This is a genomic window from Pseudomonas sp. S2_F03, from assembly GCF_054668335.1.
The window spans coordinates 4,686,469-4,707,023 of the sequence record NZ_CP162759.1; the positions used below are offsets into that span (position 1 = coordinate 4,686,469).

15 protein-coding genes and 1 pseudogene are annotated in these 20,555 nt (G+C 60.3%); all 16 read left to right on the forward strand.

All coding sequences use genetic code 11. The features are described from left to right. The first annotated feature begins 1 nt into the window (after position 1). The gene (locus AB4N76_RS21895) at positions 2-598 is read left to right on the forward strand and encodes a cytochrome c3 family protein (protein ID WP_046032795.1); all 597 of its coding nucleotides are present in this window, start codon (positions 2-4) and stop codon (positions 596-598) included. 214 nt (positions 599-812) lie between these two features. Beyond that, positions 813-1,553, forward strand: a complete 741-nt coding sequence (locus AB4N76_RS21900) for a flagellar basal body rod protein FlgF (RefSeq protein WP_046032796.1) — start codon at positions 813-815, stop codon at positions 1,551-1,553. 45 nt (positions 1,554-1,598) lie between these two features. Continuing rightward, on the forward strand, positions 1,599-2,384 hold the full coding sequence (gene flgG / locus AB4N76_RS21905; protein ID WP_046032797.1) for a flagellar basal-body rod protein FlgG: 786 nt from the start codon (positions 1,599-1,601) through the stop codon (positions 2,382-2,384). A gap of 52 nt (positions 2,385-2,436) precedes the next feature. Continuing rightward, positions 2,437-3,132, forward strand: coding sequence for a flagellar basal body L-ring protein FlgH (gene flgH, locus AB4N76_RS21910; protein WP_046032798.1), 696 nt, complete (start codon positions 2,437-2,439; stop codon positions 3,130-3,132). Between the two features lie 27 nt (positions 3,133-3,159). Then, on the forward strand, positions 3,160-4,248 hold the full coding sequence (locus AB4N76_RS21915) for a flagellar basal body P-ring protein FlgI (protein WP_046032799.1): 1,089 nt from the start codon (positions 3,160-3,162) through the stop codon (positions 4,246-4,248). A 12-nt stretch (positions 4,249-4,260) separates the two neighbouring features. Further along, positions 4,261-5,556 (forward strand): flagellar assembly peptidoglycan hydrolase FlgJ, encoded by a 1,296-nt coding sequence (gene flgJ / locus AB4N76_RS21920; protein WP_077430670.1) that lies wholly within the window; start codon positions 4,261-4,263, stop codon positions 5,554-5,556. A gap of 23 nt (positions 5,557-5,579) precedes the next feature. Next, complete coding sequence (flgK, locus tag AB4N76_RS21925) at positions 5,580-7,646, forward strand: flagellar hook-associated protein FlgK (RefSeq protein WP_046032801.1); 2,067 nt, start codon at positions 5,580-5,582, stop codon at positions 7,644-7,646. Positions 7,647-7,659: 13 nt separating this feature from the next. Then, entirely contained in the window at positions 7,660-9,225 is a 1,566-nt protein-coding gene (locus AB4N76_RS21930) for a flagellar hook-associated protein 3 (RefSeq protein WP_046032802.1), read from the forward strand. 93 nt (positions 9,226-9,318) lie between these two features. Continuing rightward, positions 9,319-12,889: pseudogene (locus AB4N76_RS21935) on the forward strand (glycosyltransferase). Between the two features lie 1,376 nt (positions 12,890-14,265). After that, a complete protein-coding gene (rfbF, locus tag AB4N76_RS21940) occupies positions 14,266-15,039 on the forward strand; it encodes a glucose-1-phosphate cytidylyltransferase (protein ID WP_046032804.1) in 774 nt (257 codons plus the stop codon). Beyond that, positions 15,021-16,103 carry a CDP-glucose 4,6-dehydratase gene (gene rfbG / locus AB4N76_RS21945; RefSeq protein ID WP_109786393.1) on the forward strand — a complete coding sequence of 361 codons (1,083 nt, stop codon included), beginning with the start codon at positions 15,021-15,023 and terminating at the stop codon, positions 16,101-16,103. The genes rfbF and rfbG overlap by 19 nt, the downstream gene beginning before the upstream one ends. Continuing rightward, positions 16,100-16,660: a dTDP-4-dehydrorhamnose 3,5-epimerase family protein gene (locus AB4N76_RS21950; RefSeq protein WP_109786394.1), complete on the forward strand. Its 561-nt coding sequence runs from the start codon at positions 16,100-16,102 to the stop codon at positions 16,658-16,660. The genes rfbG and AB4N76_RS21950 overlap by 4 nt, the downstream gene beginning before the upstream one ends. Beyond that, positions 16,657-17,883: a methyltransferase domain-containing protein gene (locus AB4N76_RS21955; RefSeq protein ID WP_460163513.1), complete on the forward strand. Its 1,227-nt coding sequence runs from the start codon at positions 16,657-16,659 to the stop codon at positions 17,881-17,883. The genes AB4N76_RS21950 and AB4N76_RS21955 overlap by 4 nt, the downstream gene beginning before the upstream one ends. Then, positions 17,880-18,737, forward strand: a complete 858-nt coding sequence (locus tag AB4N76_RS21960; protein ID WP_460163514.1) for an NAD-dependent epimerase/dehydratase family protein — start codon at positions 17,880-17,882, stop codon at positions 18,735-18,737. Before AB4N76_RS21955 ends, AB4N76_RS21960 begins: the two co-directional genes overlap by 4 nt. Then, positions 18,727-19,797, forward strand: a complete 1,071-nt coding sequence (locus tag AB4N76_RS21965; protein WP_460163515.1) for a class I SAM-dependent methyltransferase — start codon at positions 18,727-18,729, stop codon at positions 19,795-19,797. Before AB4N76_RS21960 ends, AB4N76_RS21965 begins: the two co-directional genes overlap by 11 nt. A 17-nt stretch (positions 19,798-19,814) precedes the next feature. Then, complete coding sequence (locus AB4N76_RS21970) at positions 19,815-20,552, forward strand: cephalosporin hydroxylase family protein (RefSeq protein WP_007948882.1); 738 nt, start codon at positions 19,815-19,817, stop codon at positions 20,550-20,552. Positions 20,553-20,555: the final 3 nt, after the last annotated feature.

Genomic DNA, 20,555 nt, shown 5'->3' on the forward strand with positions numbered 1-20,555 from the left:
CATGAAATCGTTGCTTGCCCTGCTCAAGGATTATTGGGGTGTTCTGCGTCGGCCCAGCGTGCATTACAGCCTGGGCTTCCTGACGCTTGGCGGGTTTATTGCCGGGGTGATTTTCTGGGGCGGTTTCAACACTGCACTGGAAGCGACCAATACCGAGAAGTTCTGTATTTCCTGCCATGAAATGCGCGACAACGTTTTTGTCGAGTTGCAGGAAACCATTCACTACACCAATCGCTCCGGCGTTCGAGCCACGTGCCCGGACTGCCATGTTCCCCATGAATGGACGCACAAGATTGCCCGCAAGATGCAGGCCTCCAAGGAAGTGTGGGGCAAGGTGTTCGGCACGATCGATACCCGTGAAAAGTTTCTCGATATGCGGCGTGAGTTGGCCGAACACGAGTGGGGGCGGCTCAAGGCCAACGACTCCCGGGAGTGCCGCAATTGCCATAACTTCGAATTCATGGATTTCACCCGTCAGGGCAAACGCGCCGCCAATATGCACTCCACGTCACTGGCCAGCGGCCAGGCGACCTGTATCGACTGCCACAAGGGCATTGCCCACCAGTTGCCCGACATGAGCGGAGTCAAAGGCTGGTAGCAAATCCGGCCGAGGGCTTTCACCGTATTGCCGCGAAGCGGCATATCCGCGCCGGTTTTTCGACTTTGACACAATCCGTCATCCTCCCCTGATAACCCTCAAGCCCAGTGTTTTAAAGGGCTTTGAGCCTCTGCGTGCAAGTTGGTCTGCAAATTGCTACAGCCTGCGAAGTACAGCGGTGGGCGGCAAACGTCCGGCATGCAGAGGAAAGAGTGTGGACAAGTACCTTTATGTGGCAATGACCGGCGCCAGCCAGAATGCACTGGCGCAGAAGGCTCATGCCAACAACCTGGCAAACATCTCCACCAACGGTTTTCAGAAGGACCTGGAACAGGCCCGTTCGATGCCGGTGTTTGGTGACAGCTTTCCGGCGCGTGCGTTTGCCATGACCGAGCGCCCGGCCACCGACTTCTCCCCTGGCTCGCTGGTCGAGACCGGCCGCGACCTCGACGTCGCCGTGCAAGGCAATGGCTGGATCGCCGTGCAGAACCCTGCAGGTCAAGAAACTTACGTGCGCACCGGCAGCCTGAACGTGGACGCCCTAGGCGTACTGCGGGCCGGCAACGGTATGCCGGTGATGGGCAATGGCGGACCGATCGCCGTGCCGCCCGAGCAGCAAATCGAAGTGGGCGAGGACGGCACCATCAGCATCCGTGCGATGGGCGAAGGCCCGCGCGTGATGGCTGAAGTCGACCGCATCAAGCTGGTCAACCCTGACCTGAAGAACATGACCAAAGGCCTGGATGGTTCGATCCACACCAAGGACGGCAAGCCGGCGCAAGCCGATTCCGGCGTCAAACTGGTGTCCGGGTTCCTGGAGTCGAGCAACGTCAACGCCGTGGAAGAAATGACCTCGGTGTTGGCTTTGTCCAAGCAGTTCGAGCTGCACATCAAGATGATGAACACCGCCAAAGACGATGACCAGGCCATGGCTCGGGTCTTGCAGATCAGCTAATTATCAGAACGTCGCGCCGTAAAACAGGCGCACGAGGAGAATCGAATGCTTCCGGCTCTATGGGTTGCCAAAACAGGTCTGTCCGCCCAGGACACCAACCTGACCACCATTTCCAACAACCTGGCCAACGTGTCGACCACGGGTTTCAAACGTGATCGTGCCGAGTTCCAGGACTTGCTCTATCAGATCAAGCGCCAGCCAGGCGCCCAGTCGACCCAGGACAGCGAACTGCCGTCGGGTCTGCAAGTGGGTACCGGTGTGCGCATCGTCGGCACCCAGAAAAACTTCACCGCCGGCAGCCTGCAAACCACCGAGCAGCCACTTGACCTGGCGGTCGACGGTCGCGGTTTCTTCCAGATCCTGCAGCCGGACGGCACCACGTCTTACACCCGCGACGGTACGTTCCACCTCGACTCCAACGGTCAGGTCGTGAACGCCAGCGGCTTCGCCCTTGAGCCGGCCATTGTCATTCCCAACGACGCGCAGACCTTCACGGTCGGTCGCGACGGCACCGTGTCCATCACCGTTCCGGGTAACCCGGCCAACCAGGTGATCGGCAACCTGCAAACCGCCGACTTCATCAACCCGGCCGGTCTGCAAGCAGTGGGCAACAACCTGTTCCTGGAAACTGCGGCCAGCGGCGCACCGCAAGTCGGTACCCCGGGCTTGAACGGTTTCGGTACCACGCTGCAGAACACCCTGGAAACGTCCAACGTCAGCACCGTTGAAGAGATGGTCAACATGATCACCACTCAGCGTGCCTACGAGATGAACTCCAAGGTGATCTCCACCGCCGACCAGATGCTCTCGTTCGTAACGCAGAATCTGTAATCAAGTCTATGAGGCGGCCATGAGGTCGCCTGCAACACCGTGAGGTAGGGTCATGAATCGCTTTGTATCTGTTCTGGCACTGAGTGGGGCTGTTGTGCTCGCGGGCTGCGTCCCAACGACGCCCAAGCCCAATGACCCTTATTACGCCCCGGTGTTGCCGCGCACGCCGTTGCCGGCGGCCGCGAACAATGGCTCGATCTATCAGGCCGGTTTCGAACAGAACCTGTACAGCGACCGCAAGGCGTTCCGGGTGGGTGACATCATCACCATCACGCTGAACGAGAAGACCCAGGCCAGCAAAAACGCCAACTCGCAGATTGGCAAGAACAGCAAGGCCAGCATCGGCCTGAGTTCGCTGTTCGGTTCCACCCCCAATACCAACAACCCGTTTGGCAGTGGTGACTTGAGCCTGGACGCCAGCTATGAAGGCGACCGCGCGACCAAGGGTGACAGCAAGGCGGCGCAGGGCAACACCCTGACCGGCTCGATCACCGTGACCGTTGCCGACGTGTTGCCTAACGGCATCATCGCCGTACGTGGCGAGAAGTGGATGACCCTTAACACGGGCGATGAACTGGTGCGGATTGCCGGACTGGTGCGCGCCGATGACATCTCGACCGATAACACTGTGTCGTCGACTCGTGTCGCCGATGCACGCATCACCTACTCGGGCACCGGTTCGTTTGCCGATGCGAGTCAGCCAGGCTGGTTCGACCGTTTCTTCCTCAGCCCGCTGTTCCCTTTCTAGGTGGCTACGTTGAATTTCAAAAGCCTTATGGTGGCTGCGTTTTTGCTGTCGGCAGCCTTCAACGTTCAAGCCGAGCGGCTGAAGGACATCGCCAGTATTTCCGGCGTACGCTCCAACCAATTGATCGGTTACGGTCTGGTGGTGGGGCTTAACGGCACCGGTGACCAGACAACGCAAACCCCGTTCACCCTGCAGACCTTCAACAACATGCTCTCGCAGTTCGGCATCAAGGTGCCGCCGGGTTCGGGCAACGTGCAGTTGAAGAACGTGGCCGCGGTATCGATCAGCGCGGACCTGCCGCCGTTTGCCAAGCCGGGTCAGCAAGTCGATATCACCGTGTCGTCCATCGGTAACTCCAAGAGTCTGCGCGGCGGTACCCTGTTGCTGACGCCGCTCAAGGGTATCGACGGCAACGTCTATGCCGTCGCCCAGGGTAACCTGGTGGTGGGTGGTTTTGATGCCGAAGGCCGTGACGGTTCGAAGATCACCGTCAACGTTCCGTCGGCCGGTCGTATCCCTGGTGGTGCGTCGGTCGAGCGTTCAGTGCCGAGCGGTTTCAACCAAGGCAACAGCCTGACGCTGAACCTCAACCGTTCGGACTTCACCACCGCCAAGCGCATCGTCGACAAGATCAACAACATGCTCGGTCCGGGCGTTGCCCAGGCCATCGACGGCGGTTCGATCCGCGTCAGCGCACCGCTTGATCCAAGTCAGCGGGTCGACTACCTGTCGCTCCTGGAAAACCTTGAAGTCGATCCGGGGCAGGCGGTGGCGAAAGTCATCATCAACTCGCGTACCGGCACCATCGTGATCGGCCAGAACGTCAAGGTTTCGCCGGCCGCCGTGACGCACGGCAGCTTGACCGTGACCATTACCGAAGACCCGATTGTCAGCCAGCCCGGCCCTCTGTCCAATGGTCAGACGGCGGTTGTGCCGCGCTCGCGGGTTAACGCACAGCAAGAAGCCAAGCCGATGTTCAAGTTCGGCCCGGGCACCACCCTCGACGAAATCGTGCGTGCGGTGAACCAGGTCGGCGCGGCACCGGGCGACTTGATGGCGATCCTCGAAGCACTGAAACAGGCTGGCGCATTGCAAGCCGACCTGATCGTGATCTAAGGGACCGTCGTCATGGATATGCGCAAGAGCGGTCTGGTCAGCAGCAGCGACTCCGGTTCCTATTCGGACTTGAATCGCTTGAATCAGCTCAAGGTGGGCGACAAGAACAGTGACGGCAACATGCGCAAGGTTGCGCAGGAATTCGAGTCGCTGTTCCTTGGTGAAATGCTCAAATCCATGCGCTCGGCCACCGAAGCGCTGGGCAAGGACAATCCGCTCAACACGCCGGCGGCCAAGCAGTATCAGGAAATGTACGACCAGCAGTTGGCCATTTCCATGTCCCGTGAGGGCGGTGGTATTGGTCTGGCGGACGTGCTGATGCGTCAGATGTCGAAGAACAAACCACTGGCGCCGGGTGAGGCGGCAGCGGCATCCGCGGCCAAGCAGGAAGCGGCGAAAGCCGCCGTGCCGACGCCGATTGCGGCGGGCACCGTGGCCACCGACGGTCCGCTGTCGCGGCTCAATGGTCAGCGTCCGTTGTGGGCTTCGCGCTCGGTGAAAGCGCCGGCAGGCGAGGGCACACATCGCAATGACATGGAGCTGATCAATCAGCGTCGTCTGGCCTTGCCACCGAAACTGGCGGATCGCTTGCTCGCCGGTCTGGTGCCTTCGGCAACGACTGCTGCGACCGCCAACAAACCGTTGTTGCCTGAGCGTGGCGTCGCGACGCCTGCGGCAGCGACCGGTGCCGGTCCGCTGTTCAATGGTGACTGGCTGGCCTCGCAAACGGACACGAAATCGAGCGGACGCATGCAGGTTTACGGCCGTGCCATGGCGCAGATTCCCCTGGCACCGCCGAAGAAAGCCTTCAGTTCCGCCGACGAATTCGTCAACACCATGCTGCCGATGGCCAAGGAAGCCGCCGAGCGCATTGGCGTCGATCCGCGTTACCTGGTAGCCCAGGCGGCGCTGGAAACCGGTTGGGGTAAATCGGTCATGCGCGCCCAGGATGGCAGCAGTAGCCACAACCTGTTCGGCATCAAGGCCGGCACCAGTTGGAAGGGCGATTCGGCGCGGGCCATCACCAGTGAATTCAGGAATGGCGAGATGGTCAAGGAGACGGCTGAGTTCCGTTCCTACGACTCGTACAAAGACAGCTTCCATGACCTTGTGACTTTGCTGCAAACCAACAATCGCTATCAAGATGTTGTGAAGTCGGCCGATAACCCAGAACAGTTTGTACGCGAGTTGCAGAAAGCCGGGTATGCAACCGACCCGGATTACGCAAGCAAGATCTCGCAGATAGCCAAGCAGATGACGAGTTACCAAAACTACGCTGCGGCGGGCGCTTCCACCACGCCTCTATAGGCACAAGGCATAAGGTCTGAACCATGAGTTTGCTCAATATCGGGATGTCGGGTCTGGCCGCTGGCCAATCCTCGTTGATGACTACCGGCAATAACATTGCCAACGCCGACACCGCCGGTTATTCGCGTCAGCAAACCGTGCAGAGCAGCAAAGCCTCGAATCAATTCGGCAACGTCTACATCGGCACCGGCACGACCCTGGCCGATGTGCGTCGCGTGTACAACAGCTACCTCGATGCACAACTGCAGACCACCACCTCGCTCAACAGCGATGCGGCCGCGTACGCCGGGCAGATCAGCCCGCTCGATGCCTTGCTGTCGGACAGCGGCACCGGCCTCAACGGCGCGCTGACCAAGTTCTTCGCCTCGGTGCAGAACGTCAACGCCAAGCCGGGTGACGATGCGTCTCGTCAATTGCTGCTCAGCGATGCTCAGGCCTTGAGCGCCCGTTTCAACTCGGTGTCCAGCCAGTTGACCGCGCAGAACGCGAGCATCAACGGCAACCTGACGAACATGGCCGACCAGATCAACAAACTGGCCGCCACCGTGGCCCAGATGAACCAGAAAATCTCCGAGGTTTCCAAGGCCGGCGGCATGCCGAACGAGTTGCTCGATGCGCGCAACGAAACCGTGCGTCAGCTCTCCACCTTCACCGGCGCGCAAGTCATCGAGCGCGACGGCAACCTTGATGTGTATCTGGGCAGCGGCCAGCCGCTGGTCATGGGCGGCACCGCCAGCACCCTGCAAATGGTGCCGAGCCTGGCCGATCCTTCGCGCATGGGCATTCAGCTCAACCGTGGCGGCAGCACTGTCGACATCACCTCGGTGATCACCGGTGGCGAGATTGGCGGTCTGCTGCGCTACCGCAGCACCGTGCTCGATCCGGCCATGAACGAGCTGGGACGCGTGGCGCTGGTCGTCGCCGATCAGATGAACGGCCTCCAGGCCCAGGGCATCGACAAGAACGGTGCGTTCGGTTCCAACCTGTTCAACAGCGTCAACAGTGCCGCACAGATGGCCGATCGCAGTGTTGCCACCGTCGGCAACAGCGCCGGTTCAGGCGACTTCGATGTGAGCATCGAGGACAGCGGCAAACTGACCATCAACGATTACAAAGTCACCTTCACCAGCGGCACCAACTACACCGTACAACGTCTGCCGGACGGCACGTCCATGGGCGCATTCAGCACCCTGACCACGCCGCCGCCAGTGATTGACGGTTTCTCGTTGACGCTCAGCGGCGGTACTGCTGCCGCCGGTGACACGTTCAAGATCACCCCGACCCGCAACGCGGCGGCGAACATCAAGACCGAGATGACCGACTCCAAGCGTCTGGCGATCGCGGCACCGTTGAGCGCGGCCATTGCGCCGGGCGGCAGCGGTACCCTGACCATTTCGTCCAGCGGTCAGCCAACCGTGACCACGAAGTTCGACATCTACGACACGGCCACCACCGCACTCATCCAGAACGGCATGAAAACCTCCATGCCGGTCAAAGTGGTGTTCGGTGCCCCGGCGGCCGGTGGTGCCAGCCAGCCTTACCAGTTGCTCGATGCCAAAGGCGTGCAGATCAGCACCGGCACCATCATACCGAACCAGAACAACACCCTGAGTCTGACCGTGCCGCTGCAAGATGGCACGGGTGCGCCGATCATGGATCCGGGCCCACCTGCCGTGCAGCGTACGGTCAGCTTCGACATGACCGTGGCCGGTTCGCCGGCCACTGGCACAGCGGTGGACATCAACATCGCGCAACCAGGCACGATGGATAACCGTAACGGCACCGCACTGGCCGGCTTGCAGACCAAGCAGGTGGTCGACACCGGCTCCGCGAGCAAAGGCATTTCCCTGACCGACGCCTACGGCAAACTGGTCGAGGGTGTGGGCGCCAAAGCTGCTCAGGGCAAGCTCGACAGCGCCGCGACCGGCGCCATCCTGGACAACGCCAAGGGCGCTCGCGATTCGCTGTCCGGTGTCGACCTCGATGAGGAAACCGGCAACCTGGTCAAATACCAGCAGTACTACACCGCCTCTTCGCAGATCATTAAAGCTGCGCAAGAAATCTTCAGCACACTGATCAACAGTCTTTAAGGAGTCGTAGCCCATGCGCATTTCTACCGCCCAGTTTTACGAGTCCTCTGCTGCCAACTATCAGAAGAACTTCTCCAACGTGGTCAAGAGCAGCGAAGAGGCCAGCAGCCTGGTTCGCATCAACACTGCTGCGGATGATCCGGTTGGCGCTTCGCGTTTGTTGCAGCTCGGCCAACAGGCTTCGATGCTCGACCAGTACAAAGCCAACACCAATACCTTGAAGTCGACCCTGGGTCAGACCGAGTCGGTCATGACCAGCATCACCAACGTACTGCAGCGCGCCCAGGAACTGGCGATCGGTGCCGGCAACGCCGGTTACACCGACGCCGACCGTCAGGCTAACGCTTCGGAGCTGGGGCAGATCGAAGAGCAGTTGCTGAGCCTGATGAACAGCCAGGACGAGAACGGCAAGTACATCTTCTCCGGCTCCAAGGGCGACACCGTGCCGTTCACCCGCAACGCCGATGGTACCTACAGCTACAACGGCGACCAGGTCACCCTCGACCTGAAAGTGGGCGACACCATGTCGATGGCCACCAACAGCACCGGTTGGGAAGTGTTCCAGCAGGCCATCAACACCAGCCGCAGCCAGGTCACCATGACCGCGCCGGCCGTGGATGACGGTCGCGTGGTCCTGTCCAATGGTCAGGTGTCGTCGAGCGTGACCTACAACAGCAAGTTCCGTTCGGGCGAGCCGTACACCGTCGATTTCGTCAGCGGCACCCAGTTGAAAATCACCGACTCGGGCGGTAACGACGTGACCGCTGAAGCCAGTCAGGGGGGCGCGTTCAACCCGGCTACCACGGTTGGCCAGACCGTGTCGTTCCGTGGCGTCGACCTGAACCTGAACATCAATCTGGCGGTCGGTGACAACGCAGCCACCGTGCTGCCGGGCCACAGCTTTACGCTTGCGGCCAAGCCTGACACCTTCACGGCAACCCGCAGCCCGGGCAACCCGACAGCCACTCAGGTCACTGGCAGCAGCATCACCAACCCAGTGGCTTATCACGCCAGTTTCCCTACGGGATCGGCAGTGATGAAGTTCACCAGCGCCACGGCGTTCGACCTGTACGCCGCACCTTTGACCGCCAACAGCCAGCCAGTGTCTTCCGGCACTGTAGCGGCTGGCATCGCCACCGCTTCGGGCGTGAGCTTCACCCTGGCCGGTACGCCGGGCGCGGGCGATCAGTTCAGCGTGGCCGTCAATACCCACGAAACCCAGAACATCCTGGATACCGTGAACCAGTTGAAGACTGCGCTGAATACGCCAATCAGCGGCAATCCGATCCAGATTCAGAAATTTCAGGCTGCGTTGGCCTCGGGCATCGGCAACCTGGCGAGCGGCAGCGATCAGTTGTCCAGCTCCCTGAGTTCGGTGGGCGGTCGTGGTGCAGCCCTGTCTACCCAGAGCGAAACCAATCAGAGTCTGGTCATGGCCAACACCCAGACCCAGTCGGCGATCCGCGATTCTGATCCAGCCGAAGTCATGACCCGCCTGACCTTGCAGCAAACCATGTTGCAAGCGTCGCAACTGGCTTTCAGCAAGATTGCTCAACTGGGCTTGTTCAACAAAATCTGAGTCTGTGGCTGCCGAGCTACCAGCCGTCTTTTCCTAAGCGGTTCCGCAGCCTCTGCCTGAAAGGGCAGAGGCTCGCCGCTCGAGAGTTCTGTCGTGAATCAACGCCCTCTAGTCAGTATCGTCATCCCTGCCTTCAACCCGCGCTTCTTCAGTCAGGCGCTGGAAAGCTCGCTTGCTCAAACTTACGAGAACGTTGAAATCGTCATTTGTGACGATTCGTCCTCCACCGAGATACAGCGCATCGTCGAGTCGTTTGCCGACCCTGCACACACCGTTCGTTACTTGCGCAACCCAAAGCGTCTGGGCCTGCAAAAGAACGTATTGCGCTGCGTCAAGGAAGCTCGAGGCGAGTTCATCAAAGTGCTGTGCGACGACGACCGTCTGTTTGCGCCGAGCATCGAGTTGCAGGCCCGGGTACTGATTGATCATCCCGAGGTCAACCTCGTTTGCGGTCTGCGCATGTTGAGCGATGCCGGTAACTTCATCCTGCCGCCGCGGCTCGATAACTGCCGTTTCACGTATGGTGATGCGTTGCTCAAGGGCGATGACATGTTGGCCATTTTCGAGAACACGACGAAGAATTTCATCGGCAACTTCAGCTCGACCCTGATGCGCCGTGCCGATGTGCTGGAAGTGTTGCCTGCGCTGGTCCAGGAAGGCACCGGTTTTGTCGCGATGCTCGATTTCGCTTTATTCGTGTGCCTGCTGCGACGCGGCAATATGGCGGCGCTCAACACGGTAATGAGCACCGAGCGTATGTACCCGGAACGTCTGAGCAAGACGTCGGAAATGGTCCGCGCCGGCGCTCAGGAACTGGAATGGTTGATTCAAATGCTCACCTCGCGAGGGGGAGTCGGCACCGGCCTCGGGTTGGGTGCGCATGGTTGATTTAAACAAGGCTGCTGATGAGCCTCGTCAGTGGGAAGAGTTGTGCGTGGTACGCGTGCTGGGCGGCCGCAACACCGTGGTCAACGGCCGAGTCGGCGGGCAGAGCGACAGCTATGCCGAGTTCTATCGCGAATGGCTGGCAAGCCGCCGATTTACCTCGGCGGAAACGCGGCACATGCCGCAAACAATCAGCCGCTGGGCTGTGCGTCCGAACCTGGTGCCAATCATCATCGACACCGAGTCGGATGGCGTCGCGCTGAAAGCCACGCTGGACAGCCTCGCCACTCAACTCTACGCACCGCAAGCCATCGTGGTGTTGTCCAACACGCCATTCGATGCCGCCGATAACGTGCTGCCATTGCCGCTTGAGGCAAATTGGTCGCGCCAGCTCAATGCTGTGATACCGCAGCTGGAAGGCGCGCACTGGTTCTACTTGCTGCGCGCCGGCGACACGTTGCGTGAGTCGTCACTGGTGGTGCTCGCGGAACGCATTGCCGGTACGCCGGGCATGCTCTGCGCCTACAGTGACGAAGGCGCGTTGGTGGAAGGGGAGTCCGTGGAGCCGGTGTTCAAGCCAGGCTTCAATCTCGACCTGATGCGTTCCTACCCATACGTCGGGCGCACCCTGGCGTTTGAGCGCCAGCGCTTTTTGGCGGTGGGCGGTTTCGATTCGGCTCATGGCGAATTGGCGCCGCATGATTTGCTCTGGCGGCTGGTGGAAGAGGCCGGGTTGCACACCATTGAGCACATCAGCGAGATTCAGGTGGAGTCGACACAGACCTACGCCGATTGGCTGTCGTTGCCTGAAGTGATCGAAGGCAGTGAGGCGCTGGTCAGCGCACACCTGACCCGCATCGGTCTCGAACACCGGATTCGCGATCAAGAGCTGCCGCTGCTCAAGCGCATCGACTACCTGCACTCTCACCGACCTGTGGTCTCGATCATCATTGCGGCGGGCGCCTCGCTGTCAGCCTTGCAACGCTGCACGGAAAGCCTGATCGAGCAGACGACGTACGCCGAATACGAAATCCTGATTGTCGATGAAGGGCGCGGCGATTCGGCGATGGCCGATTGGCTGGGCGCGATGTCTCAGCTGGGCGCCGCGATGTTGCGAGTGCTGCCTTTTGACGGTCGTACCGGTGAAGCGTCCCTGGTCAACTTCGCAGCCAGCCAGGCGCGTGGCGAGTATCTGCTGACGCTCAACCCGCGCAGTGTGATTTGCGCCGGCGACTGGCTCGCCGAACTGCTCAACCACGCCCAGCGTCCGGAAGTCGGCGTGGTCGGCGCGCGCCTGATGAACCCCAGCGGTGCGATTGTCTCCGCCGGTTTGATTCTGGGGCTGGCCGGGCCCGCCACCTCGCCGTTCCTTGGCGAACATGTCAGTGCGCGTGGCTACATGCAGCGTCTGCAAGTAGTGCAGAACTGGAGCGCGGTCAGCAGTGATTGCCTGATGGTGCGTAAAGAAGTGTTCGACAGCCTGGGTCGGTTGGATGACGCCGAATTCAATCTGGAACTCGGCGCTACTGATCTGTGCCTCAAGGCGGATAAAAACGGCTACTTGATCGTCTGGACGCCTTTTGCGAGCGTCGTGATTGGGGAGGATGCCCCGCCAGCAGCGTCGCCGGGCGATGTGCAGGCGCTGGTACTTGAACAGGAAATTTTCTACCAAAAGTGGTTGCCGAAAATATCTCGCGATCCGGCCTACAATCCGGCGCTGACACTCGGTGTGTCGAGTTTCAGTCTGGAGCCTTCGCTGCGCAATAACTGGAATCCGTTCTGCCATCGCGACCTGCCGGTGATTCTCGGGTTGCCGGTCAACGAGTCGGCGATCGGGTATTACCGCGTGACAGCACCCCTGGCGGCACTTGAGTCGGCTGGGCGAGTTATTTCACGTGTGGCCTACGAGTCGCCATCGACCGTGGAAATCGAGCGCCTGTCGCCTGACACTATTGTTTTGCAGGGGCGCTACGGGGAAGGCTCGGCGGCAGACATTCTGCGCATAAAGAAATTCTCCAACGCCTTGCGGATTTTCGAGCTGGACGACTACATCGTCAGCACGCCGAAAAAGAACACTCATGCGCGCAACAAACCAGTCAACACCGAGCAGTTGCTGCGTGAGGGCATTGCCCAATGCGACCGCGTGGTGGTGACTACCCAGGCGCTGGCGGATGCCCTGTCGAGTATGCACAGTGAAATTCGCGTGGTGCCCAACATGCTGCCACCCGAGCCGTGGGCGACGCTGACCAGTCAACGCCGCACGTCGAAAAAACCACGGGTTGGCTGGGGGGGCGGCACCAGCCACACCGGTGATCTGGAAATCATTGCCGAGGTGGTCCGCGAGCTGGCCGATGAAGTGGAGTGGGTGTTCTTCGGCATGTGCCCGGACGCCTTGCGCCCGTATGTTCATGAGTTTTATGGCACCATCGATCTGCAAAACTACCCGTACAAACTGGCGAGCCTGAATCTCGATCTGGCACTGGCGCCGCTGGAGTTCCATATCTTCAACGACTGCAAAAGTAACCTGCGGTTGTTGGAATATGGCGCGTGCGGTTATCCGGTGATTTGCACGGATACCCGTGCTTATGACGGTTTCTTGCCGTGCACCAAGATTTTGAGCAATAGCACCGATGAGTGGTTGCAGGCGATTCGCATGCATCTGGCTGATCCTGATGCCAGTTATCGCATGGGTGATCAATTGCGTGAGGCGGTGCATCGGGACTTCATGTTGCGGGGGGATAATCTTCAGCATTGGTTGTGGGGGTGGTTGCCGGACTGATTTTCTGCGTTCGGTCCATGGGGGGCGGATCAAAATCAAAGGCTTCGTGTGTGCGCTTTGGTCTGAGTGAATATCCGTTTCTGCGGTAACGGCGGCTTATGGTTTCGCTCTTACAGCGACTCACTTTTTCAGACGCCAAAAAGTAAGCAAAGGCTTCGCCCCGGCGTACGGCACTTCGCTAAGGCTCAGTGTTCCCTCGCTCCGGTATCCATCAGGGGGCATCGCCTACGGTCTGCTTCGCGACGACCTCCTCTCGATGTGTGCGGCTTCGCCGCACGGCGCTACGCGCCTAACCCCCTGATGAACACCTACGCTCGGCCTGCCGAAGGGGCGAAAGATCAAAAGCAGATCAAGAACAAGATCAAATGCTTCGCGAGCGGGTTCACTCCGACAATGGATCGGCATACGACTTCGTTTTTCACCATTCTGTTTGGGTGTTTAGGCAGATCAAAATCAGTGGCTTCGTGTGTAAGCGTTGGTCTGTGCGTATATCCGTTTCTGCGGTAACGGCGGCTTATGGTTTCGCTCTTACAGCGACTCACTTTTTCAGACGCCAAAAAGTAAGCAAAAGGCTTCGCCCCGGCGTACGGCACTTCGCTAAGGCTCAGTGTTCCCTCGCTCCGGTATTCATCAGGGGGCATCGCCTACGGTCTGCTTCGCGACGACCTCCTCTCGATGTGTGCGGCTTCGCCGCACGGCGCTACGCGCCTAACCCCCTGATGAACACCTCCACTCGGCCTGCCGAAGGGGCGAAAGATCAAAAGCAGATCAAGATCAAGATCAAGATCAAAATCAAAAGCGAGGCGGCCTATGGGCCGGCCTGAGCTCAGAGCACGCATCTCCGTGTGCGAGTGAGCCTGCTCGCGAAGCTTTTGATTTTGCCGTTGCCGTTGCCGTTGCCGTTGCTTTTGATCTTTTGCCCCTTTCCCAGAGGCCGAACGCAGGCGTTGCGTAGGGGGTACCGCGGCAAGGATGCCGCGGTAGCCGCCCCCGGCCATGGATGGCCGATGGCGGCGGGCCCCCGGAGCAATGCCGGAGTGAGGGCATGCCGAGCCTAGGCGAGGCACCGAATGGAGGGGCAAAGCCTTTTGGTTCCTTTTCGGCGTTTGGAAAAGGGACTCGCTGTAAGAGCGAAACCGCCAGCAGCCATTACCGCAACAACGGATATGTACTCCAGCCCCGAAAAACCAACAAAGCCCCATCAGTCGCCCACCCCAAGCAATTGGCTCACTTCCTGCAAGTCCCCCGTATATCGCCATAAATCCTTCACCTCAAAGGCGTGAAGGCCCCAGTGGCTGCGGGTTAATGATGTGCATCTGACGGTTCGCCAACCCTTGCGGGGGTGGCCAAGCCGCGTGAAGAGCAAGAGGACAGCGATGAAGGCAGTAATTCTGGCGGGTGGTCTCGGTACGCGGATCAGCGAAGAGTCGCACCTCAAGCCCAAGCCAATGATCGAAATCGGCGGCAAGCCAATTCTTTGGCACATCATGAAACAGTACTCCGCCCACGGGATTCATGACTTCGTGATTTGCCTTGGCTACAAGGGCTACGCGATCAAGGACTTCTTCGCCAACTACTTCCTGCACACCTCCGATGTCACCTTCGACATGTGCAACAATCGCATGGACGTTCACCAGAACTACAGCGAACCGTGGCGCGTGACCCTGATCGACACCGGCGAAGACACCATGACCGGTGGCCGCCTGCGTCGTGCCGCCCGTTACCTGGAAGGCGAGCAAGCGTTCTGCTTCACCTACGGCGATGGTGTCTCGGACCTGAACATTGGCGCTTTGGTGGACTTCCACCTGACCCACGGCAAGCTCGCGACCGTGACCGCCGTGCAGCCACCGGGACGCTACGGCGCCCTGGAGCGTGACGGTGACAGCGTCAAGGGCTTCATTGAAAAACCGCGCGGTGACGGTGGCTGGATCAACGGCGGCTTCTTCGTGCTGTCGCCCAAAGTGCTGCCGTACATCGCCGACGATCAAACCTCCTGGGAAGCCGAGCCCTTGGCCGCGCTGGCCAACGAACAACAGTTGCAAGCGTTCCAGCACGATGGCTTCTGGCATCCGATGGACACCCTGCGCGACAAAAACCACCTCGAGCATCTGTGGCAGAGCGGGGAGGCCCCATGGAAGCAATGGGACTGAGCCAGGACTTCTGGCGCGGCAAGCGGGTTCTGCTGACCGGCCATACCGGTTTCAAGGGCAGTTGGCTGACGCTGTGGCTGCAAAGCCTCGGTGCCGAGGTCAGCGGGTTTTCGCTGGACCCGTCCACCGAGCCCAGCCTGTTTGAACTGGCGCGCGTGCACGAAGGCATCAACGATCAGCGTGGCGACTTGCGCGACTTGGGCGCGTTGCTGGAGCTGATCGCCGAGACCCAACCGGAAATCGTCCTGCACCTGGCGGCCCAGCCGCTGGTGCGCGAAGGTTATCGTGACCCGCTGGGGACTTACTCCAGTAACGTCATGGGTACGCTCAATCTGCTCGAAGCGATCCGTCAGGTTGGCGGTGTGCGCGCCTGCGTGCTGGTGACCACCGACAAGGTCTACGCCAATCAGGAATGGGCGTGGCCGTACCGCGAAAACGAAGCGCTGGGCGGGCATGACCCTTACAGCAGTAGCAAAGCCTGCTGCGAGTTGCTGGCGCAGTCTTACGCGGCTTCGTTCTTCCCGGCTGAAAAATATGCCGAGCATGGTCTGGCCCTGGCCACGGCCCGTGCCGGCAACGTGTTGGGCGGTGGTGATTTTGCACCGGAGCGTTTGATTCCCGATGTGCTCAAGGCCTGGTCCGCTGACGAACCGGTGACCCTGCGCTACCCGCAAGCCGTGCGCCCGTGGCAACACGCGCTGGAGCCGCTGGCCGGTTACCTGCAACTGGCGGCCGGTCTCTACGAACACGGTCCCAAGTTTGCCGGTGCGTGGAACTTCGGCCCGAGTGAAACGGACATGTGCAGCGTCGGCGAAGTCGTCGAATTGCTCGCCGACCGCTGGCCGCAAGCCCGTGGCTTGCGCATCGAACCGAGTGAATTGCATGAGGCGGGCCTGCTGCGCCTGGACAGCAGCCGCGCACGTCAACTGTTGGCCTGGCAACCGCGCTGGTCGTTGCAGCAGTGCCTGACCCACACGCTGGACTGGCACCTGGCCTGGCAAAACGGCGACGACATGCGCGCCATCACCCTGGCTCAGTTGAACCTGTATCGGGGCGCGTTGTGAGCGAGTTTCTGTTAAAGCCATTGCCGCTGGCCGGTCTGTTCAGCGTGCAGCACAAACGCTTCGAGGATGAGCGCGGGCACTTCGCGCGCCTGTTCTGCGAAGGCAGCCTGAGCGCCTTCGGCCAGCCGTTTCATATCCGTCAGATCAACCATTCCTGCACCCGCGAGCGGGGCAGTGTGCGAGGCCTGCATTTTCAAAATGCGAGTGCGCCGGAAGCCAAGCTGATCACCTGCCTGCGTGGCGAAGTCTGGGACGTGGCGGTGGATTTGCGCCCTGATTCCGCGACCTTCCTGCACTGGCATGCCGAGCACTTGCGTGCCGGTGACGGACGCAGCTTGCTGATCCCGGCCGGTTTCGCCCACGGCTTCCAGACCCTGACTGACGATGCCGAATTGCTCTACCTGCACAGCGCCGATTACACGCCTGCGCATGAGGGTGGTTTGAGTGTGAACGATCCACGGCTGGCGATAACCTGGCCGTTGCCTGTCAATAATCTGTCGGCTCGGGATTCCAGCCATCTCTTGCTCGATGAACACTTCGCTGGAGTGCGTGTATGAACTGCCGTGGTTGCGGGACTTCCCTGGCCTTGCCGCTGATCGACCTCGGCACCTCGCCGCCGTCCAACGCTTACGTGCGTGCCGATCAACTTGAGCAAGCCGAGCAATGGGTGCCGCTCAAGGTCGCGGTCTGTCAGCAATGCTGGCTGGTGCAGACCGAGGATTACACCAGCGCCGACAGCCTGTTCGATGCTGAGTACGCCTACTTCAGTTCGTTCTCCACAACCTGGCTGGCCCATGCCGAGCGTTACGTCGCCGAGATGACTGAGCGCTTCGGCCTGACGGCGGACAGCCGCGTGGTGGAAATCGCCGCCAACGACGGTTACCTGTTGCAGTACGTCGCCGGTCGCGGCATCCCGTGCCTGGGCGTTGAGCCGACCCGCAGTACCGCGCAAGCGGCGCGGGAAAAAGGCCTGGAAATTCGTGAACTGTTCTTCGGTCGCGACACCGCATCGCAGCTGGTCAGCGAAGGCTGGTCCGCCGACCTGATGGCCGCCAACAACGTGTTGGCCCATGTCCCGGACATCAATGATTTTCTTGGCGGCTTTGCGACCCTGCTCAAGCCGACCGGTGTGGCGACGTTCGAGTTTCCGCAACTGCTGACGCTGATGTCCGGCCAGCAGTTCGACACGCTCTATCACGAACACTATTCCTACTTGTCACTGACGGCCGTGCAGACCTTGTGCGAGCGCAACGGTCTGCACGTGTTCGACGTCAGTCAGTTGTCGACCCATGGCGGGTCGCTGCGGGTTTTCGTCCAGCGTGCCGATGGCGTGCGTCGCGACGTGCAGCCAGCGGTTGCACAGCAACTGCAAGCCGAACTCACCGCCGGGGTGAAAACCGCCGAGTACTACGCGACCCTCGCGCCCGCCGCTGAACGCATCAAGCACGAACTGCTGCGCTTCCTGTTGCAGGCCAAGGCCGACGGCAAGCGTGTGGTCGGTTATGGCGCCGCCGCCAAGGGCAACACCTTGCTCAATTACGCCGGGGTCAAACCTGACTTGCTGGCGTGGGTGGCCGATGCCAACCCGCACAAGCAGGGCAAGTACTTGCCGGGTAGCCGCATTCCGATTGTGTCGCCGGCGCGGATCGATCTTGAAAAGCCCGATTACGTCCTGGTGCTGCCGTGGAACCTGCTGCACGAAGTCAGTCAGCAACTGGCGCAGGTGCGGCAGTGGGATGGTCGTTTTGTCATCGCCGTGCCTGAGTTGACCGTCCTGTGAAAGTGCTCGTGACCGGTGCCACCGGGTTTGTCGGCCGCCATGTGGTCCAGGCCTTGCTCGCTCGTGGCTGCGAAGTCCGCGCCGTGGCGCGTAACGCCGAGACCGCTGCGGATTTGTCGTGGATCAATGCGGTGGAGTTCATTGCGGCGGATATTCACGCCCCGACACTGAACATCCAGGCACTGACCGATGGCGTCGATGCGCTGGTGCATCTGGCGTGGCCGGGCTTGCCGAACTATCAGGCGCTGTTTCACTTCGAGCACAACCTGATGGCCGATTACCGGTTCATCAAAAGCGCGGTGGAGGCGGGTGTCTCGCAGGTATTAGTCACCGGCACCTGTTTCGAATACGGCCTGCAAAGCGGCCCGCTCAGCGAGCAAACCGCAGCGCAACCCAGCAACCCTTACGGGTTGGCAAAAAATACGCTGCGTGTGTTTTTGCAAAACCTGCAGCAGGCTCAACCGTTCACCCTGCAATGGGCGCGGTTGTTTTACCTGCATGGCGAGGGGCAAAACCCCAACAGTTTGCTGGCGGCACTGGACCGGGCAATCGATGCCGGTGACGAGCGTTTCAACATGTCGGCCGGCGAGCAGTTGCGTGATTACCTGGCGATTGAAACCGCTGCCGGTTACCTCGCCGCGATCCTGCAACAGCGCAAATTCGATGGCGTGATCAATTGCGCCAGCGGCCAGCCGATTTCGGTGCGGGCGCTGGTTGAGCAGCGGCTACAGGCGCGCGGTTCATCAATCCGGTTGAACCTCGGTCATTACCCATACCCGACTCACGAACCGATGGCGTTCTGGGGCGTGACGGACCGTTTGCAACAGCTACTGGGAGCAGAGCATGAGGCATGAGTTGTATCGGGTCGCCGACCTGCCGGTGTTGCAAAACCGCACCTTCGCCGACCCCGTGTCAGCCAGGGCTTCGGCCAGCGCCGACATGCTGCTGGTGCAGGACGAAAAGAGCGGGTTGATCTTCAATCAGGCCTTTGATGCCAACAAGCTCAGCTACGACGCCGACTATCAGAACGAGCAGGCGCATTCGGGCCAGTTCCAGAAGCACTTGAACGATGTCGAGGGCATCATTGCCCGCCACTTCAAAGGCCGGGAACTGATCGAAGTCGGCTGCGGCAAGGGCTACTTCCTCGAACTGCTCAAAGGCCTGGGCTACGCCATCACCGGCATCGACCCGGCCTACGAAGGCAGCAACGCCGACGTGATCAAGGCACCGTTCACCCGTGGCCTCGGTCTGGCGGCGGACGCCATCGTGCTGCGCCATGTACTGGAACACATTCAGGACCCGGTGAGTTTCCTCGCCGAGATCGCCGACGCCAATCAGGGCGGGCAGATCTACATCGAAGTGCCGTGCTTCGACTGGATCCTGGAGCACAAAGCCTGGTTCGACCTGTTCTACGAGCACGTCAATTATTTCCGCCTCGATGACCTGCGCCGGATGTTCGGCACCGTGCACGAGGCCGGCCATCTTTTCGGTGGCCAGTACCTGTACATCGTTGCAGACCTTGCAACCTTGCGCCTGACCCCGGAACAACCGGTGCCACGCCTTGACCTGCCTGACGGTTTCACCGCGAGCCTTGAGCGTGCGGTGCACATTGTTCAAGGCGCGCCGCAGCAAGGTTCGGCGATCTGGGGCGCATCATCCAAAGGCGTGATCTATTCGCTGTTCCTGCAACGGGCCGGCGTGGCGGTGGACCGCGTGGTGGATATCAACCCGGCCAAACAGGGCCGGTATCTGCCCCTCAGTGGCGCGCGGGTTTCCTCACCGCAAGAGGCCATGGATGCACTGCCCGAAGGCGCCAACCTGTTTGTAATGAATTCCAACTACCTCGAAGAGATCAAGCGGATGACCGGTGGACGCTACGTCTATCACGCCGTCGACAGCGCTTCGTTCCAGTGACTATTGAGATTAGAAAAATGACTGACAACACCATCAATAAAGCCTTCGAAGCCGAATGCGCAGAACAAATCGCCGCTCAGGGCGACGACCAGAAACTCACCGGCCTGGCCCAGGATTTCTTCAATCAGTCGGCCAAGCACAAGTACAGCTACCACTTCTCGTGGATGGGCCGTCCGATCATCCAGTTGCCGCAAGACATGATGGCCATGCAGGAAATTATCTGGCAGGTCAAACCGGACCTGGTGATTGAATGCGGCATCGCTCACGGCGGTTCGATCATCTACTACGCCTCGTTGCTGGAGCTGCAAGGTCACGGCGAAGTGCTGGGCATTGACCTCGACATTCGCCCGCACAACCGCGAAGCCATCGAAAGCCACCCGATGAGCAAGCGCATCAAGATGATTGAAGGTTCGAGCATCGACGCCGGCATCGCCGCGCAAGTCCGCGCTGCCGCCGAAGGCAAGAAAGTCATTCTGGTCCTCGATTCCAACCACACCCACGATCACGTGCTCGAAGAGCTGCGCCTGTACGCACCACTGGTGTCGGTGGACAGCTACTGCGTGGTCATGGACACCGTGGTTGAAGACATGCCGGCCGACTTCTTCCCGGACCGTCCATGGGGCCCGGGCGACAACCCGAAAACCGCGGTATGGAAATACCTGGAAGAAAACGCTGACTTCGAAATCGACCGTCAGTTGCAGAACAAACTGCTGATCACCGTGGCGCCGGACGGCTACCTGCGTCGCGTTCGTTAATCA

Coding starts and splice junctions, on each gene's coding strand:
- AB4N76_RS21895 (WP_046032795.1), top strand. CDS start 2: ATGAAATCGTTGCTTGCCCTGCTCAAGGATTATTGGGGTGTTCTGCGT.
- flgG (WP_046032797.1), top strand. CDS start 1,599: ATGCTTCCGGCTCTATGGGTTGCCAAAACAGGTCTGTCCGCCCAGGAC.
- flgH (WP_046032798.1), top strand. CDS start 2,437: ATGAATCGCTTTGTATCTGTTCTGGCACTGAGTGGGGCTGTTGTGCTC.
- AB4N76_RS21915 (WP_046032799.1), top strand. CDS start 3,160: ATGGTGGCTGCGTTTTTGCTGTCGGCAGCCTTCAACGTTCAAGCCGAG.
- flgJ (WP_077430670.1), top strand. CDS start 4,261: ATGGATATGCGCAAGAGCGGTCTGGTCAGCAGCAGCGACTCCGGTTCC.
- flgK (WP_046032801.1), top strand. CDS start 5,580: ATGAGTTTGCTCAATATCGGGATGTCGGGTCTGGCCGCTGGCCAATCC.
- AB4N76_RS21930 (WP_046032802.1), top strand. CDS start 7,660: ATGCGCATTTCTACCGCCCAGTTTTACGAGTCCTCTGCTGCCAACTAT.
- rfbF (WP_046032804.1), top strand. CDS start 14,266: ATGAAGGCAGTAATTCTGGCGGGTGGTCTCGGTACGCGGATCAGCGAA.
- rfbG (WP_109786393.1), top strand. CDS start 15,021: ATGGAAGCAATGGGACTGAGCCAGGACTTCTGGCGCGGCAAGCGGGTT.
- AB4N76_RS21955 (WP_460163513.1), top strand. CDS start 16,657: ATGAACTGCCGTGGTTGCGGGACTTCCCTGGCCTTGCCGCTGATCGAC.
- AB4N76_RS21965 (WP_460163515.1), top strand. CDS start 18,727: ATGAGGCATGAGTTGTATCGGGTCGCCGACCTGCCGGTGTTGCAAAAC.
- AB4N76_RS21970 (WP_007948882.1), top strand. CDS start 19,815: ATGACTGACAACACCATCAATAAAGCCTTCGAAGCCGAATGCGCAGAA.